This window comes from Streptomyces sp. NPDC032126 (genome assembly GCF_055580085.1).
Genome location: NZ_JBVIMA010000010.1, coordinates 249811 through 273042 on the forward strand (window position 1 = coordinate 249811; position 23232 = coordinate 273042).

26 protein-coding genes are annotated in these 23232 nt (G+C 71.6%); 12 read left to right on the top strand and 14 right to left on the bottom strand.

The features are described 5' to 3' along the window. Nucleotides 1-123: 123 nt before the first annotated feature. Nucleotides 124-621, top strand: a complete 498-nt coding sequence (locus tag ACZ5NW_RS32420) for a Rieske (2Fe-2S) protein (protein ID WP_468747567.1) — start codon at nucleotides 124-126, stop codon at nucleotides 619-621. Nucleotides 622-701: 80 nt separating this feature from the next. Here the strand turns inward: ACZ5NW_RS32420 and ACZ5NW_RS32425 are convergent, their stop codons facing one another. Continuing rightward, nucleotides 702-1334 carry a cysteine hydrolase family protein gene (locus ACZ5NW_RS32425; RefSeq protein ID WP_468747568.1) on the bottom strand — a complete coding sequence of 211 codons (633 nt, stop codon included), beginning with the start codon at nucleotides 1332-1334 and terminating at the stop codon, nucleotides 702-704. Between the two features lie 146 nt (nucleotides 1335-1480). On the opposite strand from ACZ5NW_RS32425, the gene ACZ5NW_RS32430 reads away from it, so the two are divergent. Then, nucleotides 1481-1948: a pyridoxamine 5'-phosphate oxidase family protein gene (locus ACZ5NW_RS32430; protein WP_468747569.1), complete on the top strand. Its 468-nt coding sequence runs from the start codon at nucleotides 1481-1483 to the stop codon at nucleotides 1946-1948. A 40-nt stretch (nucleotides 1949-1988) separates the two neighbouring features. On the opposite strand, the gene ACZ5NW_RS32435 is transcribed toward ACZ5NW_RS32430, so the two are convergent. Continuing rightward, nucleotides 1989-2891 carry a LysR family transcriptional regulator gene (locus tag ACZ5NW_RS32435; protein WP_468747570.1) on the bottom strand — a complete coding sequence of 301 codons (903 nt, stop codon included), beginning with the start codon at nucleotides 2889-2891 and terminating at the stop codon, nucleotides 1989-1991. Nucleotides 2892-2985: 94 nt separating this feature from the next. Here ACZ5NW_RS32435 and ACZ5NW_RS32440 point away from each other — a divergent pair, with 94 nt between their 5' ends. Further along, the gene (locus tag ACZ5NW_RS32440) at nucleotides 2986-3921 is read left to right on the top strand and encodes a DMT family transporter (protein ID WP_468747571.1); all 936 of its coding nucleotides are present in this window, start codon (nucleotides 2986-2988) and stop codon (nucleotides 3919-3921) included. A 21-nt stretch (nucleotides 3922-3942) separates the two neighbouring features. Here ACZ5NW_RS32440 and ACZ5NW_RS32445 read toward each other — a convergent pair whose 3' ends face one another. Further along, nucleotides 3943-5274 carry an aminotransferase class I/II-fold pyridoxal phosphate-dependent enzyme gene (locus ACZ5NW_RS32445; RefSeq protein WP_468747572.1) on the bottom strand — a complete coding sequence of 444 codons (1332 nt, stop codon included), beginning with the start codon at nucleotides 5272-5274 and terminating at the stop codon, nucleotides 3943-3945. Between the two features lie 35 nt (nucleotides 5275-5309). Here ACZ5NW_RS32445 and ACZ5NW_RS32450 point away from each other — a divergent pair, with 35 nt between their 5' ends. Both ACZ5NW_RS32450 and ACZ5NW_RS32455 read left to right on the top strand, forming a co-directional pair. Next, the gene (locus ACZ5NW_RS32450; RefSeq protein WP_468747573.1) at nucleotides 5310-5993 is read left to right on the top strand and encodes a pyridoxamine 5'-phosphate oxidase family protein; all 684 of its coding nucleotides are present in this window, start codon (nucleotides 5310-5312) and stop codon (nucleotides 5991-5993) included. Next, nucleotides 5993-6625 (top strand): FMN-binding negative transcriptional regulator, encoded by a 633-nt coding sequence (locus tag ACZ5NW_RS32455; RefSeq protein ID WP_468747574.1) that lies wholly within the window; start codon nucleotides 5993-5995, stop codon nucleotides 6623-6625. Before ACZ5NW_RS32450 ends, ACZ5NW_RS32455 begins: the two co-directional genes overlap by 1 nt. 28 nt (nucleotides 6626-6653) lie before the next feature. Here the strand turns inward: ACZ5NW_RS32455 and ACZ5NW_RS32460 are convergent, their stop codons facing one another. Together ACZ5NW_RS32460 and ACZ5NW_RS32465 are read right to left on the bottom strand one after the other, a co-directional pair. Further along, the gene (locus ACZ5NW_RS32460; RefSeq protein WP_468747575.1) at nucleotides 6654-7658 is read right to left on the bottom strand and encodes an EamA family transporter; all 1005 of its coding nucleotides are present in this window, start codon (nucleotides 7656-7658) and stop codon (nucleotides 6654-6656) included. A gap of 64 nt (nucleotides 7659-7722) precedes the next feature. Continuing rightward, on the bottom strand, nucleotides 7723-8334 hold the full coding sequence (locus ACZ5NW_RS32465) for a peptidase (RefSeq protein WP_468747576.1): 612 nt from the start codon (nucleotides 8332-8334) through the stop codon (nucleotides 7723-7725). A 196-nt stretch (nucleotides 8335-8530) separates the two neighbouring features. Here ACZ5NW_RS32465 and ACZ5NW_RS32470 point away from each other — a divergent pair, with 196 nt between their 5' ends. Continuing rightward, nucleotides 8531-8743 (top strand): hypothetical protein, encoded by a 213-nt coding sequence (locus ACZ5NW_RS32470; RefSeq protein WP_468747611.1) that lies wholly within the window; start codon nucleotides 8531-8533, stop codon nucleotides 8741-8743. 133 nt (nucleotides 8744-8876) lie between these two features. Then, nucleotides 8877-9308, top strand: a complete 432-nt coding sequence (locus ACZ5NW_RS32475) for a type II toxin-antitoxin system Rv0910 family toxin (protein ID WP_468747577.1) — start codon at nucleotides 8877-8879, stop codon at nucleotides 9306-9308. Nucleotides 9309-9365: 57 nt separating this feature from the next. On the opposite strand, the gene ACZ5NW_RS32480 is transcribed toward ACZ5NW_RS32475, so the two are convergent. Beyond that, complete coding sequence (locus ACZ5NW_RS32480) at nucleotides 9366-9992, bottom strand: PadR family transcriptional regulator (RefSeq protein WP_468747578.1); 627 nt, start codon at nucleotides 9990-9992, stop codon at nucleotides 9366-9368. A gap of 116 nt (nucleotides 9993-10108) precedes the next feature. On the opposite strand from ACZ5NW_RS32480, the gene ACZ5NW_RS32485 reads away from it, so the two are divergent. Then, on the top strand, nucleotides 10109-10768 hold the full coding sequence (locus ACZ5NW_RS32485; protein WP_468747579.1) for a class I SAM-dependent methyltransferase: 660 nt from the start codon (nucleotides 10109-10111) through the stop codon (nucleotides 10766-10768). Between the two features lie 73 nt (nucleotides 10769-10841). On the opposite strand, the gene ACZ5NW_RS32490 is transcribed toward ACZ5NW_RS32485, so the two are convergent. Next, a complete protein-coding gene (locus ACZ5NW_RS32490) occupies nucleotides 10842-11336 on the bottom strand; it encodes a DUF6584 family protein (protein WP_468747580.1) in 495 nt (164 codons plus the stop codon). Nucleotides 11337-11389: 53 nt separating this feature from the next. Beyond that, nucleotides 11390-12361 (bottom strand): NAD-dependent epimerase/dehydratase family protein, encoded by a 972-nt coding sequence (locus ACZ5NW_RS32495; RefSeq protein WP_468747581.1) that lies wholly within the window; start codon nucleotides 12359-12361, stop codon nucleotides 11390-11392. Between the two features lie 175 nt (nucleotides 12362-12536). On the opposite strand from ACZ5NW_RS32495, the gene ACZ5NW_RS32500 reads away from it, so the two are divergent. After that, the gene (locus tag ACZ5NW_RS32500) at nucleotides 12537-13346 is read left to right on the top strand and encodes a PhzF family phenazine biosynthesis protein (protein WP_468747582.1); all 810 of its coding nucleotides are present in this window, start codon (nucleotides 12537-12539) and stop codon (nucleotides 13344-13346) included. Between the two features lie 4 nt (nucleotides 13347-13350). Here the strand turns inward: ACZ5NW_RS32500 and ACZ5NW_RS32505 are convergent, their stop codons facing one another. Beyond that, nucleotides 13351-14118: a CPBP family intramembrane glutamic endopeptidase gene (locus tag ACZ5NW_RS32505; RefSeq protein WP_468747583.1), complete on the bottom strand. Its 768-nt coding sequence runs from the start codon at nucleotides 14116-14118 to the stop codon at nucleotides 13351-13353. A gap of 248 nt (nucleotides 14119-14366) precedes the next feature. After that, complete coding sequence (locus ACZ5NW_RS32510; protein ID WP_468747584.1) at nucleotides 14367-15884, bottom strand: glutamate-cysteine ligase family protein; 1518 nt, start codon at nucleotides 15882-15884, stop codon at nucleotides 14367-14369. 560 nt (nucleotides 15885-16444) lie between these two features. Between ACZ5NW_RS32510 and ACZ5NW_RS32515 the strand changes: the two genes are divergently transcribed. From ACZ5NW_RS32515 to ACZ5NW_RS32525, 3 genes are all read left to right on the top strand, one after another. Then, on the top strand, nucleotides 16445-17023 hold the full coding sequence (locus ACZ5NW_RS32515) for a hypothetical protein (protein ID WP_468747585.1): 579 nt from the start codon (nucleotides 16445-16447) through the stop codon (nucleotides 17021-17023). Between the two features lie 319 nt (nucleotides 17024-17342). Beyond that, the gene (locus ACZ5NW_RS32520) at nucleotides 17343-17549 is read left to right on the top strand and encodes a DUF5999 family protein (RefSeq protein ID WP_468747586.1); all 207 of its coding nucleotides are present in this window, start codon (nucleotides 17343-17345) and stop codon (nucleotides 17547-17549) included. A gap of 198 nt (nucleotides 17550-17747) precedes the next feature. Further along, on the top strand, nucleotides 17748-18839 hold the full coding sequence (locus ACZ5NW_RS32525) for a LacI family DNA-binding transcriptional regulator (RefSeq protein ID WP_468747587.1): 1092 nt from the start codon (nucleotides 17748-17750) through the stop codon (nucleotides 18837-18839). A 6-nt stretch (nucleotides 18840-18845) separates the two neighbouring features. On the opposite strand, the gene ACZ5NW_RS32530 is transcribed toward ACZ5NW_RS32525, so the two are convergent. From ACZ5NW_RS32530 to ACZ5NW_RS32545, 4 genes are all read right to left on the bottom strand, one after another. After that, nucleotides 18846-19907 carry an endo-1,4-beta-xylanase gene (locus ACZ5NW_RS32530; protein WP_468747588.1) on the bottom strand — a complete coding sequence of 354 codons (1062 nt, stop codon included), beginning with the start codon at nucleotides 19905-19907 and terminating at the stop codon, nucleotides 18846-18848. 59 nt (nucleotides 19908-19966) lie between these two features. After that, entirely contained in the window at nucleotides 19967-20731 is a 765-nt protein-coding gene (locus ACZ5NW_RS32535) for a carbohydrate ABC transporter permease (RefSeq protein ID WP_468747609.1), read from the bottom strand. A gap of 65 nt (nucleotides 20732-20796) precedes the next feature. Then, nucleotides 20797-21795: a carbohydrate ABC transporter permease gene (locus ACZ5NW_RS32540; protein ID WP_468747589.1), complete on the bottom strand. Its 999-nt coding sequence runs from the start codon at nucleotides 21793-21795 to the stop codon at nucleotides 20797-20799. Between the two features lie 6 nt (nucleotides 21796-21801). Next, entirely contained in the window at nucleotides 21802-23094 is a 1293-nt protein-coding gene (locus ACZ5NW_RS32545) for an extracellular solute-binding protein (RefSeq protein WP_468747590.1), read from the bottom strand. Between the last annotated feature and the right edge of the window lie 138 nt (nucleotides 23095-23232).

The window sequence follows — 23232 nt, forward strand, 5'->3', positions numbered from 1 at the left end:
ATCTCGACCGGGTCAGGATCTGGACATTGTCCGGAGTCGACGCCTCCGCTGAACAGGGGGCGCTCACGGCGCGTACCACTCGACAGATCACGCAGTTCTTCCTCGCCGAAGGGAAACGCCAGCATGACCAGCGCATCGCTCAACTCCGCATCGGGTCCGGCCCGTCGTACGGTCGTGGCGGCGGCCGGAGCGGCGGGGCTCGCCGTCGCGCTGACCGCCTGCGGGGACTCGGACGGCGGCTCCTCCTCGGTCGACACGGGTTCCGGCGCCTCGACCGGCGGCAGCGGGGCCGCGAGCACCGGCGGTTCGGCCGGCGGGGCCGGCGCCGCGGCGGGTGCCGCGCTCACCACGACGGCCGACATCCCCGAGGGCGGCGGCAAGGTGTTCGCCGACCAGAAGGTGGTCGTCACCCAGCCGGCGGCCGGCCAGTTCAAGGCGTTCTCGGCCGTGTGCACCCATCAGGGCTGCGCGGTGAAGAGCGTGGAGAACGGTGTCATCCACTGTCCCTGTCACAACAGCAAGTTCTCGATCGAGGACGGCAGCGTGAAGGGCGGTCCGGCGCCCAAGCCGCTGCCGTCGGTGTCGATCACCGTGAAGGGGGACTCGATCACCCTCGCGTGAGGTCGGCGCCGTCCGATCTCGACCCCGTCCATCTCGACCCCGTCCATCTCGACCCCGTCCGATCTCTGCCGTGTACGGGATCAGCCGCGTCCGAAGTGGGCCGCCACCTCTTTCGTGGTCGCGATCGTGGCGACCAGGGCGAGCGTGTGGCGGATCATCGCGGGGGTGTACTCGGCGGGCACCCCCGCGATGGCGTCCGAGGGCACGACGGCGGTGTAGCCCCGGTTCACCGCGTCGAAGACGGCGTTGGGGATCGCCACATTGGCCGAGACGCCGCACACCACCAGGGTGCGGCAGCCCAGGTTGCGCAGCAGCGCGTCGACGTCGGTGCCCTGGACGGGCGAGAGCCCGTGCAGCCGTCGTACGACGAAGTCCTCGTCGGCGACCTCGATCGGGGCGGCGACGCGGACGGCGGTGCTGCCGGTCAGCTGCTGGACGGGCAGCCGTTCGGCGGCGCGGAACAGCCGGGCGTTGCGGCTGGCGCCCCGGCCGTCGGGACGGCGCTCGGCGATCGCGTGGATCACCTGGACCCCGCCGGCGTGGGCCGCTGCCACCAGCCGGGCGACGTTGGCGAGGGCTCCGGACCGGCGTGCCTCATGGGCGAGTTGGGGCAGCGCGGCGTCGGGGCCGACGACACCCTGCTGGCATTCGACGGTGAGCAGCACGGTGTGCGACGGGTCGAGGAGGTCACGGAGTTCTGCGGACGGCGGCACGACTCCTCCTGGACACAGGGGGGTTGGGGCGGGCGAGACTATCCGCCATTGCGTTCGCGGGGAAGACGCCCCATCCTGGGACAACTCTTTTCTGACGTGATGTCAGAGGATCTCTCTGGCACGACGTGGGAGAAAGAGGGGGCCGGATGACCGTCACTCAGCGCCGGGGCCGCAGAATCATGATGACGCCCGGTGAGGTGAACGCGTTCCTCACCACCCAGCGCACCTGCCGGGTCGCCACGGTGTCCACCGACGGCGCCCCGCACGTCAGCGCGCTGTGGTTCCTGTGGGACGGCAGCGCGCTGTGGCTGTACTCGGTGGTGCGCAGCAGGCGGTGGGCGGATCTGCGGCGCGACCCGCGGGTGGCGATCGTCGTCGACACGGGCGAGGAGTACGGCCAGCTGCGCGGCGTCGAGCTGTCGGGAACCGTGGATTTCGTGGGCGAGGCCCCGCGCACCGGGGAGCTGTGCGCCGAACTGGACACCGTGGAGGCGCTGTTCGCCCGCAAGAACTTCGGCCTGGACAGCATGCCGCACGACGGCCGGCACGCGTGGGTGCGGCTGCGCCCGGAGAAGGTCGTGTCGTGGGACTTCCGCAAGCTGGGCGACGCCTGAAGCGAGCACCCCGCGAGTGGGCACGCCCTCGCGTCAGTGATCAACTCACCTTCTCCGCCGCCTCCTTGAGCGCGCGGACGGCCGCGCGGATGGACGGGCGGCGGTCGGCGTCCGCCCGCCACACGACGTAGACATGGCGTCGCACCTGCTGCTTGAGCGGCACCATCACGACGCCTTCGGGCACCGGGTGCCGGCCGAGCAGGGGTGCGATGCACACGCCCAACCCGGCCTGTACAAGCCCGAGTTGGGTGTGCGTCTCGGCGGCGCGGTGGCCGACGATCGGCTCGATGCCGCGCGAGCGGAGCGTGAACATCAGCCACTCGTGGCAGAACTCGCCCTCGCCCCAGGTGATCCACTCGTCCTCGGCGAACTCGCCCAGGTCGACCTCGTCCCGACCGGCGAGCCGATGGCCGGCCGGCATCGCGACCTCGGCGGGGTCGTCGAGGATGGGCGCCTTGGCCAGGCCGTCGGGCAGCGGGATCGGCTTGTTGTACCAGTCCAGGACGACCGCGAGGTCGAGGTCGCCGCGCACGACCCCGGAGATGCCCTTCTCCGGCTCCAGCTCGCACGAGCGCAGGCGCAGCGCGGGATGTTCGCGGCGCAGGGCGGGCAGCGCGACGGGAAACAGCCCGCGCGCGGCCGTCGGAAACGCGGACAGCCTCAACTCCCCTACCACCTGCCCGCGTTGGGCCTCCAGATCGGCCTGGGCGAGCTCCACCTGGGAGAGGATGCGGGCCGCGTGCTCGGCGAGCAGCCGCCCGGCGTCGGTGAGGCGCACACCCCGCCCGTTCTTGGCGAGGAGCTGCTGGCCGACCTCGCGCTCCAGCTTGGCCAGCTGCTGCGACACCGCCGAGGTCGTGACGTGCAGCCCTTCGGCTGCGCCGCTGACCGAGCCGTGCCGGGAGAGGGCGTCGAGGGTGCGCAGGCGCTCCAGATTCAACATGTACGCTCCAGGTTCAACATGTAAGCGATGCTACGAGATATTGGGCGCGAAATCTCGATTGTGCTACGAGAACGGCTCCCGCATCGTTACGACCATGACGACCGCCACCGCCTCGACGACCCGAACCCCCACCCCGCCGACCGCCCCCTCCCGGCCCCGCACGGACTGGCGCCTCCGCTTCGGCGCACTGTCCCTGATCTGGGGTTTCAGCTTCCTGCTCATCAAGGTGGGCACCGACGGGTACGCGCCCTTCCAGGTCACCCTGGGCCGACTGGTCTTCGGTACGGCGGTCCTGGCGATCGCGATGGCGGTCCAGCGGCAGCGGCTGCCGCGCGGGGTGCGCCTGTGGGGTCACCTGGCGGTGGCGGCGTTCCTCCTCAACGCCCTCCCCTTCTCCCTCTTCGCCTACGCGGAGCTGAGCATCCCCTCCACCCTCGCGGGCATCTGCAACGCGACCTCCCCGCTGTGGGGCATGGCCCTCTCCCTCGTCGCCCTCTCCGAGGACCGGCCGACCCGGGTGCGGGTCGTGGGTCTCGGCCTGGGCTTCCTCGGCGTGCTGACGGTCCTGGGCGCCTGGCAGGGCTTCTCCGGACTCGACGCCCGGGGCACCGCCCTCGCCCTGCTGGCGTCGCTCAGCTACCCCGTCGGATGGATCTACCTGCGCCGCAATCTGGCGGGAACCGGGTACTCGAACCTGTCGATGACCGGCGTGCAGCTGTTTCTGGCGACCGTCCAACTGGCCTTGATCACAGCGGTGTCCAGCGGCTTCCCGACCGGTTTCCACGCGGTTCCGCTGCTCGCGATCGCCGCGTTGGGCGCGCTGGGCACCGGGTTGGCCATGCTGGTGCAGTACGGGCTGGTCGCCGAGGTCGGTCCGACGACCGCGCAGATGGTCACGTACTTCATTCCCGTGATCGCCACCGGGGCGGGAGTGGTGATTCTCGGGGAGTCGCTGCGCTGGAGTACGCCCGTCGGGGCGGTGATCATCCTCGCGGGGGCGGCGCTCACGCAGAGAAAGCCGGGCCCTTGAGGGGAAGGGCGCGTCAGCGGTTCACACGTAGCTCCTCGCCGGTGCCGGACCCAGCGCTTGCGCCACCGCGTCCGCCAACGGGGTCACCTCCTCGTCGCGCAGTGTCGAGATCGTGATCCGGATCGCCGGTGGGGACGCCAACCGGAAGAGCGCCCCCGGGGTCACCGCCCAGCCCGCGTGGAGGAGGCGGGAGACCGCTCCCGTCTCGTCGGGGACCGGGATCCAGACGCCCATGCCGCTGCGGCCGTGCGCCGTCACCCCCCGCTCGGCCAGCGCGTCGATCAGGGCGTCCCGGCGATGGCGGTACGCGGCCGCCACCGCGGCTCCGTCCAGCGCCCCGTCGGTCCACAGCCGCACCACCGCCCGCTGGAGCAGCAGGCTCACCCATCCGGGGCCCAGGCGATGGCGGCCCCGCACCCGGTCGACCGTGACCTCGTCGCCGGTCATGACCGCGAGACGCAGGTCCGGGCCGTACGCCTTCGCCACCGAGCGGACGAAGGCCCAGTGCCGGGTGGCGCCCGCCAGGGGATGCAGGGGCTGGTCGACGATGCCGTGCCCGTGGTCGTCCTCGATCAGCACGGTCTCGGGGTACTGGGCGAGGACGTCGCGCAGCGCACGCGCGCGTGCCGCCCCGACGCAGGCTCCGGTGGGGTTCTGGGCACGATCGGTGACCACGACGGCACGCGCCCCGGCCGCCAGGACCCGGCGCAGTTCCTCCGGCAGCGGCCCGTCGTCGTCGACGCGCATCGGGACGGCGCGCAGTCCGAGCGCCGGCACGAGGTCGAGGGTGCGGGCCCAGCCGGGGTCCTCCACGGCCACACCGTCGCCGGGCTTGAGGTGGGCGGCGAGGACTCGTTCCACGGCGTCGAGGGCGCCGGAGACGACCGTGAGCGGCCCGGCGGGCACCCCGTCGGCGGTGAAGTCGGCGTGCGCGAGGCGGGCGAGGTCGGGCTCGACCGGCTCCGCCCCGTACAGCACGGGCTGCCGGTCCTGACGGGCGGCGGCCGCCGCGAACGCCTCCGCCAGCGGGGGCAGCAGCGCGGGGTCCGGATTGCCGTCGGCCAGGTCACGGACCCCGGCCGGCACGTCCAACCGCAGCTTCTCGCGGCCCGTCGTCGCCGGCTTGGGCCGCACCCGGCTGCCCCGGCGTCCGTCGGTCTCGATCACCCCGCGCTCGCGCAGCATGCGATACGCGGCGGCGACCGTGTTGGCGTTCACCCCCAGCGTGCCGGCCAACTCGCGCATGGGTGGCAGGAGTTGGCCGGGCTCCAGCTCACCCGCGCCGACCGCGCGCTCGATGCTCGCGGAAATGTCTGCTGCACGCCGACCTTTGATCGGATACTCTCCTAGCACAAAGCCAATTATGCACTAGTGCAATGGAGAGCGCCATGCAGGGGACCGCGCAGCCCACGACACCGTCCGACGCCTACGCCCCGACCGACCGTACGGTGCCGACGCGAGCCGCGCACAAGGCCTCGTACGACAAGGAGCTGGTGCACTCGATACTCGACGAGGGGTACGTCTGCCACCTCGGCTTCGTGCGCGACGGCGCCCCGGTCGTTCTGCCGACGCTGTACGGGCGGGTGGGCGAGCGGCTCTATGTGCACGGTTCGACGGGCTCGCGCCCGCTGCGGATGACGGGCCAGGCCGACCCGGGCCTGCCGGTGTGCCTGACGGTCACCCATGTCGACGGCCTGGTGCTCGCCCGCTCCGCCTTCCACCACTCGATCAACTACCGCTCGGTGGTGGTGCACGGCACCGCCTACGACGTCACCGACCCCGAGGAGAAGCTCGCCGCCCTCGACGCCCTGGTCGACCACGTCGTACCCGGCCGGGCCGCCGACTCCCGGCCCGCCAACAAGAAGGAGCTGGCCGCGACCGCGGTGATCCGGCTCGACCTGAACGAGGTCTCGGCCAAGCTCCGCACGGGCGGGGTGAGCGAGGAGCCCGAGGACTACGCCCTCCCCCACTGGGCCGGCGTCGTCCCGCTGCGCAAGGGCTACGAGACCCCGGTACCGGACGCCGACCTCGCCCCCGGCACCGGACTCCCCGACTACCTCGCGGGGTTGTGATGCTGATCCACCCCTGGGACGCGGCCCGCGACGACGCCGAGTGGCAGCAGTGGCTGTCCCGGCACGACTTCGGGCAGCTCGCGGTCAACGGCCTCGACGGCGAGCCGCCCTTCGTCCAACCGCTGCACTTCGCCTACGACGCCGAGCGCCGCGAGGCCCTCACCCACCTCGCCCGCCCCAACCCGGTGTGGCGGGCCCTCGAAGCCGGTCCCACGGTGCTGCTCAGCGTCGTCGACGACTACGTCTTCGTACCCGGCCCCTGGCAGGCGCCCCTGGAGGACCCGCCCGAGCACGGCGTGCCGACCAGCTTCTACGCGGCGGTGCAACTGCGGTGCACCGCCCACGTGGTCGACGATCCCGCCGCCAAGGCCGAGCTACTCAACCGCCAGCTGGGCCACTTCCAGCCCGACGGCGGTTCCGCCCGGGCCGCGGTCGGAGAGGCGCCGTACGGGCGGCTGCTGTCGGGGATCCGGGGACTGCGGCTCGAAGTGACCGACGTACGGGCGAAGTTCAAGTACGGCGGCAAACGGTCGCAGGAGGTCAGGGACCGCGTCGCGACGCGCCTCGCCCAGCGCGGCGGGTCACGGGACGACGCCGCACGCGAGCACCTGGCACGACGCCGCGGGGCCTGACGAACGGGAGCCCGACGGACGGGGGCCGCTAAACGGCGGTCGTGCGCTGGGCCGGCTCCCTCTCCGGGGAGCCGCCGGCCACCGGATCCGGGGAACCCTTCACCGGCGTCGACGACTGGGCGATGAACGCGCCGAGGAGCACGACCGCGCCACCGGCGATCTGCGGGGCCGAGAGGTGCTCGCCGAGCAGGACCCAGGCCAGGACGGTCGCGATGACCGCCTCCAGACAGGCGACGACCGTCGCGACCTGCGCGGAGAGATGGCGCACGGAGACCACGCCGGTGACATAGGCGACCACCGTGGCGATCAGCACGATCCACGCCAGCAGCAGCCAGGCGGGGACAGCGGTGCCGTTCATCCGGGTGGTCTCCGTGAGCACGGACCACTCCATGCCCCAGGGCCGGGCCACGGCGGTCAGGACGGCCGCGCCCACGAGAAGGCCGTAGGCGATGACACCGAGCGGGTCCGGGGCGTCGGCGCCGGGGTCCGTGCCCTGATCGGCCAGGACGAAGTAGCCGACCTGACAGCAGGCCGCGCCCAGCGCCAGCAGCAGTCCGGCGACGTCGAAGCCCAGCCCCGACCACACCTCGACGACGCAGGCCAGTCCGCCGACCGCGAGGACCACGCCGATGGCCGCCGCGCGGGTCACCGGCCGCCGCTGCACGAACCGCACCCAGCCCAGCACCAGGGCGGGCGCCAGATACTCGACGAGCAGGGCGACGCCGACGGGGACCCGGGAGATCGCGGCGAAGTAGAAGGCCTGCACACCGGCGACGCCCAGCAGGCCGAAGCCGACCAGTAGCGCGGGGCGGCGGCGCAGCAGGGCGCGATGGCGCACGGCGAGGGGCAGCATCACGAGGGCCGCGCCGGTGACGCGCAGCCAGACGACGTGCAGCGGATCCAGGCCCGCCTCGATCAGCGGCTTGGCGGCGACCCCGGACCCGCCGAAGGCGACGGCCGACCCCACCGCGAGCGAGAGGCCGATGCCCTTGCCGCGACTGCCCTGACTGCTCACAGACGTATGCACCGGCACATGATGACAGGCGATGACATGACCGTCACCCCCGTTGACACCTGTCTCACCGGCTGGACGGGATTCACCAGCCGGCGTCCGCCCCCTCGACGTCCCCGACGACCTCCCGGACGCCTCCCTCGACGCGGTCCAGCAGCTGCCCGGCGTCGACACCGGCGTGGTGCAGCACCTCGACCGCCCGCGCCTCGGGGTCGGCGATGATCGCCGCGAGCAGATCGAGACCACGGGCGGGCACGCCGCCCCGGCGCAGGGCCCGCGCACAGGCGTGCCGCATGGCGACCGCGGCGACAGGCGAGAAACGCGCCGCGTCAGCACCGTCACCAGCGGCGCAGACCGAGGCGTCTGCGGACGCCGCCGCCTCTCGTACCACGGGCAGCGCCCCCGAGTCCTCCACCCCGCCCTGCCAGCGCAGCCCGTAGCCGATGCTGCGCTGGACCAGGTAGCCGAGCAGGCGGGCGAGCTGGGAGGTGCCGTCGAAGGCGGCGCGCACCTCGGGATCGTGTTCCAGGAGCGAGTGCAGCAGATGCGCGGTGTCGATCTGCCGGTCCCCGTCCCTCAGGGCCCGGCGGCGGGCACCGGCGACCACCGCGGCGAGCTCCTCACTGAGCCCGCCGCCGTCGTGCCCGCCGGGATGCGCTGGTTCTCGGTCCGGCTGGCGGGGAATACGGGATTGCACATCGCCCACCCCATCAGCCCCGACCCGGTCCGGTCATCCACGCAGCGAAGCATTTCCGCGTCCCACGCTGAGCGGACCCACGACGGCGGCATCTCCTCCCCAGGGATGAGATCCGGCCTCCTTCACCCCAGGGGCGCGCGCCGCCTTGCCTCACGCCCCTCAGGCAACCACCGGACCACTTCGCACGTCCCACACCGTGCGTACCAAGGGGGTGAGGGACGAGGTGACCGAGTGCTGGCTGGTGGCCCTGCCCGCGGTCGACGGCATGGAGTACGTCTACCGGGTGTACGCCCCCGAGGACGCCCTCCCCGCCGATCTCTTCTGGGACGCGTGGCACTGCCACGACGAGGGACCTTTCCCGAGGGCCTGGGACCTCTTCGACGCGGCGCGGATACGCCGCGTGGGCTGACCGGCGTCCCACGGACCGAGGCGCGGTACGCAAGCCACGGACTCCCCATTTTCTGACGGTCCATCAGTATTGAATGTTCACCGTCCTGCGGCTACGTTCCGCGACACCTGGCCCGAGTCGGAGAGGTGGTCGCATGGCCGAAGTGAGTGCGGAGGCGCACATCGGGGCACCGGCGGAGAAGATCTGGGCGCAACTCACGGACTGGCCGGCGTACGGCGAGTGGAACGCGACCCACACGAACTTCCCCGAGGGCGGCCCCACGACCCTGGAGGTCGGCGCGACCTTCCAGGAGAACATGAAGCTCATGGGCTTCCCGGCCGAGGTGGAGTGGACGGTCGAGGAACTGGAGCCGGCCCGGCTGCTCGCGATCCGCGGCAAGGGCCCGATGGCGGTGACGGTGGCCACGCGCTACACCCTCACGCCGGACGGCGACGAAGCCGCGACGGTCCGGATCGACGGCGAGTTCACGGGCGCGGCCGTGTCCCTGATGGCCGGCAAGCTCAAGGACTCGGCGACGGCCGCGCTGAACGAGTCCCTGCGCAAGCTGGGCGGGCTGGTGACCTGACCGGGACGCGAGAAGGCGCCCCGCACAGCATGCGGGGCGCCCTCCGGGCACCGACGATCAGTCCTCGTCGGCCAGGATCAGATACAGCTTCTTGCGCGCCTCGTTGATCACGGCCAGCGCCTTCTCGCGCTGCTCCTTGCTCCCGGTCTTCCAGACCTGACCGAAGGCCTCCATCAGACCGAAGCCGGCCTGCCGGATCTCACCGAGAGCCTCGAAGTCGACCCCTCGCGAGGCCTCCTCCCAGGGGGCCTCGGGGCCGGCCTCGGCCGCCGTACGACCCTCCTCGGTCAGGGCGAACAGCTTCTTGCCGCCCTCGGTCTCACTGATGATCAGCCCCTCGTCCTCCAGCAGTTGGAGGGTCGGGTAGACCGAACCCGGGCTCGGCTTCCACGCTCCGCCGCTGCGCTCGGCGATCTCCTGGATCATCTCGTAACCGTGCATCGGCCGGTCCTTCAGCAGGGCCAGGATCGAAGCCCGTACATCACCCCGCCGCGCCCTTCCCCTCGGGCCGCCGCGCCCTCGCCCCCAGGGGCCGGGGCCACCGAAGCCGGGCCCGCCGGGACCGAATCCCGGCCCACCCGGACCGAAGGGCCCGAAGGCAGCACGCCGCCCCTCGAAACCACCCCGGCCACGCCGGAAGGGGCCGTCCTGTCCATGTCCACGCTCGTATCCATGGGTACGCATCGCTCTCACTCCATTCCATCGTTGATCGATCGCGATGCCTCAACGATATATCGGAAAGAAGGGAGCGACAAGCCCCTCCTCACGACGGGACGACATCGGAAACTAGAGTGACGGGCGTGACCGAGCCCGCATATCTGGCCGCGATCCGGGAGTCCTACGACACCGTCGCCGCCGACTACCAGGACCTCGTCAAGAGCCCGGCGGAGCTTGATCCGCTCTCGCGCGCGATGCTGGCCGCGTTCGCGGAGACCGCGCGGGCGGCCGGTCTGGGCCCGGTCGCCGACCTGGGCTGCGGGCCGGGTCGCGTCACGGCCCATCTCGCGGACCAGGGACTGCCGGTCCTCGGCATCGATGTCTCCCCGAAGATGATCGAACTCGCCCGCCGGTCCTCACCCGGGCTGGACTTCAGGGTGGGTTCGATGACCGCCCTCGCCCTCGGGGACGGCGAACTCGGCGGCATCCTGGCCTACTACTCCACCCACCACACCCCGCCCGAGGAACTCCCCACGCTCTACGCCGAGTTCCACCGCACCCTGGCCCCCGGAGCCCCGCTGATGCTGGCCGGTCACATCGGAGACGGCGAACGCATCCGGCCGACGCACGGGTACGGCGGGCACCCGGTGACCTACGAGTCCCACCGGCCCCCGCCGCAACGCATCACCGAACTGCTGACCCAGGCCGGCCTCACGGTCACCGCACAACTGGTGCAGGAACTGGCCCCGGGGGACCAGCGCCGCGTCGGCACCTTCCTGGCCCACAAGCCCATGGCGGACTAGCGGAGTGCGTCCGGACGGAAGCCTCCAGAGTCAGGCGGCCGGGCTCAGGCAGCCAGGCTCACGCCGCCACGTCTCAGTCGAACAGCGCGAACAGACCGTAGGCCCAGATCGCCGCCATCGCGACGAGGACCAGCAGGCAGCCCACCCCGGCGGCGATGTCCCGGGCCGTGCTCGTCGGGGTCGCGTCCGGCTCCTCGCCCCAGCCGACGGGCCGCCCCGCGGCCTCGGAGCAGGCCTCTCGCACGGCCGCCAGCTGCTCCCGGGCGAACACCGAGCCGGCCTCGCTCTCCTGGCCGCGCCAGGCCAGGGCCTTCATGCGCTCGCCCGGGGTGCGGTACCTCGCCTCGAAGGCGGCGGTCTCGGCCGGGTCGCGGTCCTCCTCCAGGTACATCCACCGCCCGGCCTGCGCGGGCTCGCCGTACAGCCGGTACACCTCGGCCAGCCTCCGACGCACGGTGAGATCGCCCGGGTACGACGACACCAGTCCGCGCAGGCGCTGACGCGCCACGGGAACGCGACCGGCGAGCAGGTCGGCGTCGGCTCGGGCGAGGGTGTCCAGGAGGGGCATGCGCCCATGATCGGCGCAGCGGCCCGCCGGAGCGACCCGTTTTCCGGGTCCCCTCAGCCCGCCTGCCGCCGATACCACTCCGCCGCCCCCGCCAGCCGCTTCAGCGGCCCGGGCCCCGGCGGGCAGTCCGCCAGCTTCCAGATGTCGTCGGACAGGTACCAGTGGTCCTGGGCGGCCAGCTCCAGCTGCCGCTCCGAGGCCCGGCCCGGTGTCGCCCGCAGCAGTGCCACGCACTCCGCCCACGACAGATCGACGTCCGGCAGGGGCGGTACGACACCGTGTGCCGCCAGTTCCGCCAGCAGGTCCCCGCAGCGCACCGGCGCCGGATGGCCCACGTGGTAGGTGCCGGGCGGCACCGGGCGCGGGCCCGTTGCCAGGGCCGCCAGAAGGCGGCCCAGGTCCTCCACGTCCACCACCGACAGCAGGGCCCGGCCGCCGTTCCACGCCCCGGGGACCCGGGCGACCAGCTCCCGCAGCCCGGGCACCACCCACCGGTCGCCCCGGCCCAGCACGATCCCGGGCCGCAGGACGACCGCCGCGGCCCCGCGCGCGTACCGCTCGCCCGCCAGCCGGGTCCGGCTCACCGCGGAGACCGGCTCGGGGGTCACCTCGTCGACCGCGACGCCCCGGTGCGGTCCGGCGCCGTAGACCGCCGCCGTGGACAGATGCGTCACCCGCCGGACACCGGCCCGCGCGGCCTCCGCCATGAGCGCCCGGGTGCCGCCGACGTTCACCGCCTCGCACAGTTCCTCGTCGGAGCCGATGTACGAGGCCAGGTGGAGCACCGCCGAGGCGTCCTCGCACAGTCCGCTCAGCGTCGCCGGGTCGGTGATGTCACCGCGCACCCAGTCGACGGCCGCCGCCTCGTCGCCGTACTCCCCGGGGGCCGGCACCTGGCGCACCAGTACCCGGAGGCGCGTCCCCGGCGCGTCCCGCAACAGGGCGCGCAGCGCCGCCGATCCGATGAAGCCCGTCGCCCCCGTCAGCACCACCGTGCCACCGGTCCCCGTCGTCGCGTGCGGCATCGACCCTCTCCCCCTCGTCACGACACTCATGAACGCGTCAGCCGACCGTTCCCTGGCGATCATCCCTCAAACTCGCCCACGCCGCCGCCCAGTTGGCGCCCACCCGCCCGCGGCCAGGCCGCCGAGCGCGAATTGGCCTTGGCGCGACGGCGCGCGCGGCCTCTACGGTCCACGCATGCGTATCCGAATCGTCGACGCCTTCACCGACCGCCCGTTCACGGGCAACCCCGCGGGGGTCGTGCTCCTGGACTCGTTCCCGGACGACGCCTGGCTCCAGCAGGTGGCCATGGAGGTCAACCACGCCGAGACCGCCTTCGCCCACCGGCTGCCGGAGGGCGGTGAGGCCGACTGGGCGCTGCGCTGGTTCACCCCCGTCGCCGAGGTCGCGATGTGCGGTCACGCCACCCTCGCCACCGCCCATGTGCTGCACACCACCGGCGCCCACGAGGGCCCGGTGCGGTTCGCGACACTCAGCGGGGTGCTCGGCGCCACGCCGGCCGAGGACGGCTCGATCACCCTGGACTTCCCCACCGCCCCGCTCACACCGGCCGAGGTGCCCGCCGGGATCGCCGAGGCGCTGGGCGCGGAGCCGCTCGCCGTGTTCGACACCGGCCCGAACGTGGGCGACCTGCTGGTGGAACTCGCCGACGAGAAGACCGTCCACGCGCTGCGCCCCGACCACAGGGCCCTGGGCGTCCACTCCGCGCGCGGCATCATCGCCACCGCCCGTGCCGAGCACCCGGACCGGGGCCACGACTTCGTCTCGCGCTGCTTCTTCCCCAACCTCGGCATCGACGAGGACCCGGTCACCGGCAGCGCCCACACCGCGCTGGCGCCCTTCTGGTCCGAGCGGCTCGGCGGCACCGACCTGACCGGCCTTCAGGCCTCGCCGCGGTCCGGCCGGGTGCGCACTCGGCTGCTCGGTGAGCGCACGCTGCTGAGCGGTCACGCGGTCACCGTCATCGAGGGGGAGCTGCTGGCCTGACCGCTCAGGCCGTCGGCAGCCAGTCCACCTTCCCGGCCAGCAGCGCGTAGCCGACGAACGCGCCGATGTCGAGCAGCGAGTGCGCCACCACCAGGGGGCCCACCCGGCCCCAGCGGCGGTACAGGAGGACGAAGACGACGCCCATCACCATGTTGCCGACGAATCCGCCGATGCCCTGGTAGAGGTGGTACGAGCCGCGCAGCACGGAGCTGGCCACCAGGGCGGTGCCCGGGGTCCAGTCCAACTGGCCGAGCCGGCGCAGCAGATAGCCGACCACGATGACCTCTTCGAGGATGGCGTTCTGCAGCGCCGAGAGGATCAGCACCGGGTACTTCCACCACACGTCGGGCAGTGCCTCGGGGACCACGGTGAGGTTGAAGCCGAGGCCGCGGGCGGCGAGGTAGAAGGCGATGCCGGTGCTGCCGATGACCGCCGCGACGGCCGCGCCACGCCCGAGGTCGGGCCAGGGCCGGGTGCGGTCGAAGCCGAGGGTGCGCAGGCTCCGGCCCTCGCGCAGCAGCAGGTGCGCGACCAGGGCGACCGGTACCAGGGCGGAGGCGATGCCGAACAGCTGCCAGGCGAGGTCCAGCCAGGGGCGGCCCGGGGCGGCCGACGCGTTGAGGGTCGCCGCCTGGTCCTTGAGGCCGCCCGGTCTGGTGACCGAGCCGACAAAGCTGATCAGGGCGGACACTCCGCTCGCGCCGAGCGAGAGGCCCAGCACCAGCAGCGTCTCGTCCCGCAGGATCCGGCGCGAGGGCCGCTCCTGCGCCATGGATTCGGCCCTCGACCCCGCGTCCACCCACACACCTGCCTCCGCTCGGCGAACCCCGTCGTGCCCATCTTCCACAGAAGCCCCCCGAACACCACCAACCAGGGTCCCCACCGCCGCACGACACATCGACCCGACCCGCAGATCCACGACCTATGCCGGATCCCCGCGCCCAGCCACCCACGGATTCCCAGCCACCCCTACTCCGGCCTCCCTGTTCGCCCCCAACACCTATTCCCCCCGCCCCGCTCTCACCCCGTAGGGACCGGCTCCGGCAGGCCCACCGGCCACAGATGGACCGGATCGCCCTGGTGCATCAGCTCGCTGTAGCGCCGGGTCGTCGCCGCGAGGGCCGCCTCCCGGGTCAGGCCGGTCTCCAGCGCCCGGTGGAACGTGGCCACCTGCCACGACGCCCCGTTCACCCGCCGCCGGCACCGCTCGTCGATCACCCCGAGGTACAGATCGCGGTCGGCCGGTTCCACCCCCCACGCGTCCAGCCCCGCCTCGGCGAGCGGCAGCAACTCGTCCCGTACGAGACTCACCGCGTCCACCTCGGCCGTACCGCCCAGCCGCCCTCGCCGGGGCCACTGGAGACGGGCGTCGATCCCGTACCGGCAGGCCGCGTCGAAGTTGGCGGCCGCTGTACGGAACGGCATGCGCTGCCACACCGGCCGCGACTCCTCGGCGAGGGCGCGGACGACGCCGTAGTAGAAGGCCGCGTTGGCGAGTACGTCGGTGATGGTGGGGCCGGCGGGCAGCACCCGGTTCTCCACCCTGAGGTGCGGGACGCCGTCGGCGATGCCGTAGACGGGCCGGTTCCACCGGTACACCGTGCCGTTGTGCAGGACGAGTTCGGCGAGCTTGGGCACCCCGCCCCGGGCGAGGACCTCCAGCGGCTCCTCCTCGTCGCAGATCGGCAGCAGCGCGGGAAAGTAGCGCAGGTTCTCCTCGAACAGCTCGTACGCCGAGGAGACCCAGCGTTCCCCGAACCAGGTGCGCGGCCGTACGCCCTGGGCCTGGAGTTCGGGCGGGCGGGTGTCGGTGGACTGCAGGAACAGCGGGATCCGGGACTCGCGCCACAGCTCGCAGCCGAACAGGAAGGGCGCGTTGGCGCCGATGGCGACCTGGGCCGCGGCGACGGCCTGCGCGGCGTTCCACACATCGGCGAAACGGCCCGGGGTGACCTGCAGATGCAGCTGCACGGAGGTGCAGGCCGCCTCGGGGGTGATCGACTTCGCGGTGCAGGAGAGCCGTTCCACCCCCTCGATGTCCAGCGCGAAATCCTCGCCGCGGGCCGCGACGATCTGATCGTTGAGGAGGGTGTAACGATCGACCTCGGAAAGATTGGTGGAGACCAGATCGTCCCGTTCGAGCGTCGGCAGAATGCCGATCATCACGATTCCGGCGTCGACCTCCGCCGCCTTTCTGTCGGCATATGCCAAGGAGGTGCGGAGTTCCTCCGCGAGTCGATCGAATACCCGCCCGCCGAGCCGGTGTGGGGCTATGTTCACTTCCAGATTGAACATGGCGAGTTCTGTTTGGAAATCCCGGCTGGCGATCCTTTCGAGGACCTGCCCATTCAGCATTTTCGGCATGCCGTCGGAGCCCACGAGATTCAATTCGATCTCCAGCCCCATGAGGTTCTTCGGCCGATCGAAGCGCCGCTGGGCCAGCAGCCGCTCCAGCCCCGTCAGACACCGCCGGAGCTTGTCCCGGTAGTGCTGGCGGTCGGCCAGGTCGAACCCCCCTGCCACGACCTTCTCCCCCATCGAAGCATCCCTCCTCGCATGGGCGGGCCGAAGCTCCGGCCGCCGGGTCTCCCGGGTCAGGGGGGATGATGCCCAGCGAAGCCGATCGATAACGTCCCCGCGCGGGCCCGTCGGCCGCTAGGCTGAGCGGCGGTGACCCGCGGCACATTCACGGGGCATGCGGCGGGGCGCTTTTTCACCGATGGACGACTCGTGAAAAACGCCGACAAGAATGGGCCGTCCGCTTGACCCGCATTTCCCGAGGTCAACGCCACGACACCGTCGCTGAATCGGGATGATTCACGCGAATCGCCGACTGAATGGACCCTTGCCGAGTCTCCCGGAATCGGCTAGACGAAACACAGTCACAACACGTGTCGTATAAACTCCGCGTACAAGGCAGAAGGTGGGCGCCCACGCTCGGAACAGCCTGTCGTCGATTCCCGGACGGCAGGCCACGTCTGTACCCCTCTTTCACAGATCCAGGCCCCTGCCTCTCTTGCCTCGACCCCCGAGTGCTGACAGCGCCGTCCGCCCCCGCCCTCGCGCCACTGTGCCTGTCGAATGAGAGGCGACCCACCATGCCGCTGCATGTCCCCCCGGCTCCCGCGCCCGCCCTGCGTTCCGTCCTCACGGCCCTCGGTTCCCCCACCGCGGTCCGTGAGGCGCGGACCCCGTCCCTGCGCTCGGCCCAGGGACCCGTCACGCCCGAACTCCCCCTGCCGGTCCATGTGCTGGACCGGATCACGCCCGAGGGCACGGCGGCCACCCGGCTGGCCGGCTGGCGCTTCCTGATCCGCTGCGGCGACCGCGCGGTGGCGGCGGCGGAGACCCGGCTCACCGCGGACGGCTGGACGTTCTCGCACTTCTTCGAGGGCCCGTACATCCCCTCCACCGAACGCGCCCTGCGGCAGGCGGAGACGGTGGCCCAGCCCTACCAGGCGCGCCTGCTGTCCGTACCCGGCCTGTACATGCTCACGCTGTGGCTGCACGGCGACTGCGCCTCCGACGGCACCACCGGCCACCCGGACCCCGTCGACCTGCTCATCCCGCTCGCCCCGGCACCGCCCGGCATCGCCTCCCACCGCCCCCACCAGGTCGCCGAACTGCTCCTGGCGCTCACCCCCCGGGTGACGCCCGCACCCCTGCTGTCCGCCTGACCCTCACTCCCCGTGCCCTGTCACCGCGGCCCCGGTGACAGGGCACGGCGCTGCCCGGGGTCCGTACGGACTAGCCCTTTACGGCCCCCCGGAACCATCCGAAGTGACCGTGCCCTCGCGATGAACCGCCCGCTTGAGTGATGCGTCATGAACCTGTGAGAAGCGGTGCCGCGAAATCCCTGCGGATCGACGCCCGTAGGGCAACACTGGGTTCCGTACCGACTTATCACAACGGGGGGCGGCCATGAACGACGCTTCACGCCGCGGGACAGACACGACACACACTCCACACATCACGCCAGAGCGAAAGATCCCTTCCATGTGCCAGCACCAGCCACCGTGTCCGACAGCCACCTCCGCCGACCGGGAGTCCGCCCGCCTCGTGGCGCACCACCCGGAGCAGGGCTGGAGCCTGCTGTGCAACGGCGTTCTCGTGTTCGAGGACACCGGTGAGCTCCTGCCGGACGGCCGGATCATCGCTCCGCATCGCCCGCTGGACACCAGCCGGGTCGTGACGGCCGCCTGAGCCTCCGGCCGGCCGGACGAGATCGAGGGGCCGGACCGCAGCCGCCGCTGCGCACCGGCCCCGTGGCATGTCCCGGGGGAAGTCACCGACCGTAGCGCGGGCTTTCTCCTCCGTACGCCTTCCCACGGCCGCCCGCTTTCCGGAAGACTCCTGGAAGTTTCGGACAGCGAGCCGACGAACAGCGACGGAGGCGGGGACGTGGCAGCGCGGAAGGCCGGGGCCGACGAGGCGTCGTCGCGGGACGGCGACACAGCCGACCAGAAGGTCGGCGCAGCCGTCGGCGAGAAGATCACCATCACCGAGATCGCCCGGCGGGCCGGTGTCTCCGTGCCGACCGTCTCGCGGGTCGTCAACGGCCGCTCCGACGTCTCCCCGCAGACCCGCGCCCGGGTCGAGGACCTGCTGCGCCGGCACGGCTACCGCAAGCGGGCCTCCGCCTCGCCCACCCGCGCTGCCACCCTCCTCGACCTGGTCTTCAACGACCTCGACAGCCCCTGGGCGGTGGAGATCATCCGCGGCGTCGAGGAGGCCGCGGGCGCCGCCGGCGTCGGCACCGTCGTCTCGGCGATCCACGGCCGCTCGGGCGCCGCCCGCGAATGGCTGCGCAATCTGCGCGCCCGCGCCTCCGACGGCGTCATCCTCGTCACCTCGGCGCTGGAGCCCACGCTGCACGAGCAGCTGCGCATCCTGGGCGTCCCCCTGGTGGTGGTCGACCCGACCGGCTCCCCCACCGCCGACACCCCCACGATCGGCGCCGCGAACTGGTCGGGCGGACGCGCCGCCACCGAGCACCTCATCTCCCTCGGCCACCGCAGGATCGGCCTGATCGCGGGCCCGCCCCGGCTGCTCTGCTCCCGGGCGCGCTACGACGGCTACCGGGCCGCCCTGGAGAACGCCGGACTGACCGTCGACGCCTCCCTCGTCGTCCCCGGCGACTTCCGTCCGGAGTCCGGCTTCACCGGCTGCAACACCCTCCTGGACCTGCCCGAACCGCCGACCGCGCTGTTCGCGGCCAGCGACCAGATGGCGCTCGGCGCGATCGAGGCGCTGCGCCGACGCGGGCTGCGCGTCCCGGAGGATCTGAGCGTGGTCGGCTTCGACGACCTTCCGGAGGTGCGCTGGTCGGCCCCGCCCCTCACGACGATCCGCCAGCCCCTGGCCGACATGGGCAAACTCGCCGCCCGCACGGTCCTGCGCCTGGCCCGAGGCGAGCACCTCGACTCCCCCCGGGTCGAACTGGGCACGGAGCTGGTGGTCCGGTCGAGCACCGCACCACCAACCCATGGGTAGCCGGCCCTACTTCAGAGCGCGCCTGATCGCGGTGTACGCCGGCTTCCGCTGAAGCTGCTCGTCCCAGGGCAGCGCGGCACCCTGGCCATCGAAGAAGGCCGGGATCCAGGAGTACTTGTCGGTGTAGTCCCAGATGGTGATGCCGACACAGCGCCGCACCGCCAGGCACGCCTTGGTCACGTCCCGGTACCAGTCGGCCTGCTGGGCCAGCTTCTCGTCGGTCGCCGGAAGGATCATCCGGATGTCGACCTCGGTGAGCGCGGTGTCCAGGCCCAGCCGGGAGAAGCGGCGGAGGTTGTCCTCCAGGGTGGTCGGATAGCCGTACTGGAGGGCGAGGTGGGCCTGGAGGCCGATGCCGTCGAGCGGGACGCCCTGCGCCTTGAGCTGCTTCGCGAGGTTGTAGTAGGCGTCGCTCTTCGGGCCGACCGCCTCGATGTTGTAGTCGTTGAGGTACAGCTTGGCGTGCGGGTCGGCCTCGTGGGCCCAGCGCAGCGCGTCCGCGATGTAGCCGGGGCCGAGGGTCTTGTAGAAGACGCTCTCCCGATAGGTGCCGTCCTCGTTGAACGCCTCGTTGACGACGTCCCAGGAGTAGACCTTGCCGCGGTAGTGGCGGGCCTCGGTCTGGATGTGGTTCTTCAGCACGGCCCGCAGTTCCTCGGCCGTCCACTGCTTCGACGTGACCCAGTCCGGCAGCTGGCTGTGCCAGACGAGGGTGTGCGCGCGGACCTTCTGGTGGTGCGACCGGGCGAGGTTGAGGATCTCGTCGCCGTTGGTCCAGTCGAAGACGCCCTGCTGGGGCTCGGTGGCGTACCACTTCATGCCGTTGCCGGGCGTGATCATGTCGAACTCGCTGCCGAGGATCTTCGTGTAGGCGGCGTCGGTGAGTTCGGGGTTGTCGGTGGCGCTGCCGAAGTAGCGGCCGTGGCGGTGGGCCAGGTCCGCGAGGGTCGGCTCCTTGTGGTGCTCCTCGCCGGCCTGCGCGGCGGGTCCGCTCGCGATCCCGGCGGCGACCAGGACGGCGGCGAGCGCTCCGGCGAGTCTGAGCCGGGTGCGGGGCGTGCTGGGCATGGTGCGACTCCTCACGAAAGGAAGGGGTTGTGCGTGAGTCGTACGTCCGCGGGCGCGGGTCATCCCTTGGTCGCGCCGGCGGTGAGGCCGCCGACGAGCTGGCGCTCGGCGACGGAGTACAGGGCCAGGGCGGGAACCATGGCGAGGACGAGATAGGCGAAGACGCGGGCGTACTCGGCGGAGTACTGGCCCTGGAACTGCTGGACGCCGATGGGGATCGTCCACCAGGTGGAGTCGGTGAACACCAGCAGGGGCAGCAGGAAGTTGTTCCAGCTGCCGACCACGGCCAGGACGGCGACCGTGCCGAGGGCCGGGCGGGCCATGGGCAGCAGGATCCGCCAGAAGAATCCGAGCGGGCCGCAGCCGTCGAGCGTGGCCGCCTCCTCCAGTTCGGCCGGGATCTCCCGGAAGAAGCCGCGCAGGATGACGATGGTCATCGGCAGTCCGAAGGCGGCCTGCGGGAGGATCACACCGAGCGGGTTGTCCAGCAGGTCCAGCGAGCGCAGCAGCAGGAAGAGCGGCAGGGCCGCCACCGCGAAGGGGAACATCAGCCCCATCGTGAACAGCGTGAACAGCGCCTCCCGGCCGCGGAAGGCGAACCGGGCGAAGGAGAACGCGGCGAGCGCCGAGACCGCGACCACCACGACCGTCGTACCGACCGCGATGAGGGTGCTGCTGCCGAGGAGCTGCCAGAAGGAGCCGTCCTTCAGGATGTCGGTGTAGTTGGAGGTCACCCAGGAGTCGGGCAGGCCGATGGGGTTGCGGGAGAGCTCGTCGGTGGACTTGAAGCCGGACAGGACGGCGTAGAGCAGCGGCACGGCCATCAGGGTGCCGACGGCGGCCAGGACGATGTGCAGCGGGAGCGTACGGCCGGTCCTCTTGCGGGCGCTCACGAGCCGCCTCCTCTCAGGGTCGTGGTGGCTCCCTCCAGGTCGCGGCGGAGCACGAACCGCTGGTAGGCGAGGGCGAAGACGAGGCAGATGCCGAACATGGCCACGCTGATCGCGCTGGCGTAGCCGACCTGGTAGCGCTTGAAGCCGTACTGGAACATGGTCACGGCCATCGTCTCGGAGTGGTGGTCGGGGCCGCCCGAGGTGGTGACCCAGACCAGGTCGAAGAGCTGGATGGAGCCGATGACGGACAGGAAGATGCTGATGCGCAGGGTGGGCGCGAGCAGCGGCAGGGTGATGTTGCGGAAGCGCTGCCAGGGTCCCGCCCCGTCGATCAGGGCCGCCTCGGTCAGCTCGGCGGGGATGGACTGGAGCCCCGCCAGGTAGAGCATCATGTGGAAGCCGAAGTACTTCCACATCATGACCAGGAAGAGCGTGGCCATGACCGTGGACGGATCGGCGAACCACTCCCCGCCCAGCCCGTCCAGGCCGACCTTCCCGAGGACGTGGTCGGCGAGGCCGTCGTCCGGCGCGAAGATCATGCCGAACAGCACACCGGTGATCGCCTCGGAGAGGATGTACGGGGCGAAGAAGAGCATCCGGTACACGGCCCGGCCGCGGATGCGCTGGTTGAGCGCGACGGCCAGGGCCAGCGCGAACGGCAGCTGGAGCGCGAGGGAGAGCAGCACCAGGAGCAGACAGCGCCACAGGTCCCCGAGGAACACGGGGTCGTCGAAGAGCCGGGAGAAGTTGTCTCCGCCGATGTAGTCCTCGGGCATGCCGAAGCCGCCCCAGCGGAAGAAGGACGCGTAGAGCGCGAACAGCATCGGCAGCAGCACGAGCGTGCCGAACAGCACCAGGGCGGGCACCTGGAGACCGAGGGCGGTCAGATAGTGGAGCCGGCGCCGACGGGCCCGCCCCCGGCCGCTGTCGGCGGCCGGGGACGGGGCTGCGACGTCCGGACCGCTCCGCTTGTCCGGGAGGAAAGTCGAGGTCATCGCGTGCTACTGCTCTTCCTTGGCGACCTTGGTGATCGACTGGGCGACCTGCTCGGGCGACTTGGAGCCGGCGATCAGGGCGGCGACGCTGTCGTTGATCTCCTGTCCCAGAGCGGGCGCGTACGCCTGGTCGAGGTAGAGCTGGAACCCGGTGGCGGCCTTCAACTGGGCCTGTACGGCCTTGAGGTTGACGTCCGTGAGGGCGCTCTCGGCGGCCGGGACGACCGGGATCACGCCGGTCTTCTTGACCAGTTCGGTGTCCGTGGCCGCCGAGGCGAAGAACTTCAGGAAGTCGACGGCCGCCTGCGGGGCGCCCTTGCGCAGGGCGTGGCCGCCGCCTCCGCCGAACACCTCGGTGATGGTGCCCTTGCCGCCCTCGACGGAGGGGAACGGGAAGAAGCCGAGGTCGGCGCCGAGGCCCTTGCCCGCGTCGGCCTCGACGGTGGGGGCCCACTGGCCCATGAGCTCCATGGCGGCCTTGCCGTTGCCGACGGTGGCGGCCTGGCCGGTCGGGGTCGAGTAGGCGGCGCCGAGGAAGCCCTTCTGGAAGGGGCCGAGGTCGACGAGCTCCTTCAGGTGCCGGCCGGCCTGGACGAAGTCCGCGCCGGTGAAGTCCTTGTCCTCGTTGGCCTTCCGCAGCGCGTCGATGCCCGCGGTGCGCATGGCGAGGTAGGCCCAGTAGTACATGCCGGGCCACTTCTCCTTGCCGGCGAGGGCGATCGGGGTGATCCCGGCGGCCTTCAGCTTGCGGACGGCGTCGAGGAAGCCGGTCCAGGTGGTGGGCGTCTCGGCTATGCCGGCCTTCTTGAAGAGGGCCTTGTTGTACCAGAAGCCGATCATGCCGATGTCGAAGGGAATGCCGTAGACCTTCTTGTCGAGGATGTACGCCTCCTTGGCGGCGGGGAGCATGCCGTCCGCCCATTCCTTGGTGCGGTCGGTGAGGTCCTCGACGAGGCCGGCGTCGACCTGCTGCTGGAGAACGCCGCCGCCCCAGGTGTGGAAGATGTCCGGGAGCTTGCCGGAGGCGATGAGCGCGGTCATCTTCGACTTGTAGGCGTCGTTCTCCAGCTGGACGATCTTCACCTTGACCTTGGGGTTCTGGGCCTCGAACCGCTTGGCGAGGGCGGCCCAGACGTCCTTGGCCGGTTGGGTGGTGGAGATGTTCCACCACTCGATGGTGGTCGTCCCCGACGACCCCCCGTCCGAGTCGCCGCCGCAGGCGCTCAGTGCGGTCATGCTCAGACCGGCCGCGGCGGAGGCCGCGAGGAAGCCTCGGCGGGAGAATGCCGGGTCGCCCATCATGCGCTCCTTGGGTAGATAGGGGAGTGCACTGCCGTGTACACACCCCGGGAGATCGAAAGTTTCGCTTGTGATCCAGAAAGCTTCGCTGCTGCCGCACCCTAGAGACAGGGTCCGGAGGGTGGCAACCCCTTGAAC

What these genes read in the sequence shown, in the direction of transcription:
- ACZ5NW_RS32545 (WP_468747590.1), bottom strand. Translation starts at nt 23,094, where the DNA reads ATGGGCGACCCGGCATTCTCCCGCCGAGGCTTCCTCGCGGCCTCCGCC.
- ACZ5NW_RS32505 (WP_468747583.1), bottom strand. Translation starts at nt 14,118, where the DNA reads ATGGCGCAGGAGCGGCCCTCGCGCCGGATCCTGCGGGACGAGACGCTG.
- ACZ5NW_RS32530 (WP_468747588.1), bottom strand. Translation starts at nt 19,907, where the DNA reads ATGCCCAGCACGCCCCGCACCCGGCTCAGACTCGCCGGAGCGCTCGCC.
- ACZ5NW_RS32495 (WP_468747581.1), bottom strand. Translation starts at nt 12,361, where the DNA reads ATGCCGCACGCGACGACGGGGACCGGTGGCACGGTGGTGCTGACGGGG.
- ACZ5NW_RS32475 (WP_468747577.1), top strand. Translation starts at nt 8,877, where the DNA reads ATGGCCGAAGTGAGTGCGGAGGCGCACATCGGGGCACCGGCGGAGAAG.
- ACZ5NW_RS32430 (WP_468747569.1), top strand. Translation starts at nt 1,481, where the DNA reads ATGACCGTCACTCAGCGCCGGGGCCGCAGAATCATGATGACGCCCGGT.
- ACZ5NW_RS32435 (WP_468747570.1), bottom strand. Translation starts at nt 2,891, where the DNA reads ATGTTGAATCTGGAGCGCCTGCGCACCCTCGACGCCCTCTCCCGGCAC.
- ACZ5NW_RS32490 (WP_468747580.1), bottom strand. Translation starts at nt 11,336, where the DNA reads ATGCCCCTCCTGGACACCCTCGCCCGAGCCGACGCCGACCTGCTCGCC.
- ACZ5NW_RS32500 (WP_468747582.1), top strand. Translation starts at nt 12,537, where the DNA reads ATGCGTATCCGAATCGTCGACGCCTTCACCGACCGCCCGTTCACGGGC.
- ACZ5NW_RS32420 (WP_468747567.1), top strand. Translation starts at nt 124, where the DNA reads ATGACCAGCGCATCGCTCAACTCCGCATCGGGTCCGGCCCGTCGTACG.
- ACZ5NW_RS32455 (WP_468747574.1), top strand. Translation starts at nt 5,993, where the DNA reads ATGCTGATCCACCCCTGGGACGCGGCCCGCGACGACGCCGAGTGGCAG.
- ACZ5NW_RS32450 (WP_468747573.1), top strand. Translation starts at nt 5,310, where the DNA reads ATGCAGGGGACCGCGCAGCCCACGACACCGTCCGACGCCTACGCCCCG.
- ACZ5NW_RS32515 (WP_468747585.1), top strand. Translation starts at nt 16,445, where the DNA reads ATGCCGCTGCATGTCCCCCCGGCTCCCGCGCCCGCCCTGCGTTCCGTC.
- ACZ5NW_RS32440 (WP_468747571.1), top strand. Translation starts at nt 2,986, where the DNA reads ATGACGACCGCCACCGCCTCGACGACCCGAACCCCCACCCCGCCGACC.
- ACZ5NW_RS32535 (WP_468747609.1), bottom strand. Translation starts at nt 20,731, where the DNA reads ATGGCCGTGCCGCTGCTCTACGCCGTCCTGTCCGGCTTCAAGTCCACC.
- ACZ5NW_RS32540 (WP_468747589.1), bottom strand. Translation starts at nt 21,795, where the DNA reads ATGACCTCGACTTTCCTCCCGGACAAGCGGAGCGGTCCGGACGTCGCA.
- ACZ5NW_RS32510 (WP_468747584.1), bottom strand. Translation starts at nt 15,884, where the DNA reads ATGGGGGAGAAGGTCGTGGCAGGGGGGTTCGACCTGGCCGACCGCCAG.
- ACZ5NW_RS32480 (WP_468747578.1), bottom strand. Translation starts at nt 9,992, where the DNA reads ATGCGTACCCATGGATACGAGCGTGGACATGGACAGGACGGCCCCTTC.
- ACZ5NW_RS32520 (WP_468747586.1), top strand. Translation starts at nt 17,343, where the DNA reads ATGTGCCAGCACCAGCCACCGTGTCCGACAGCCACCTCCGCCGACCGG.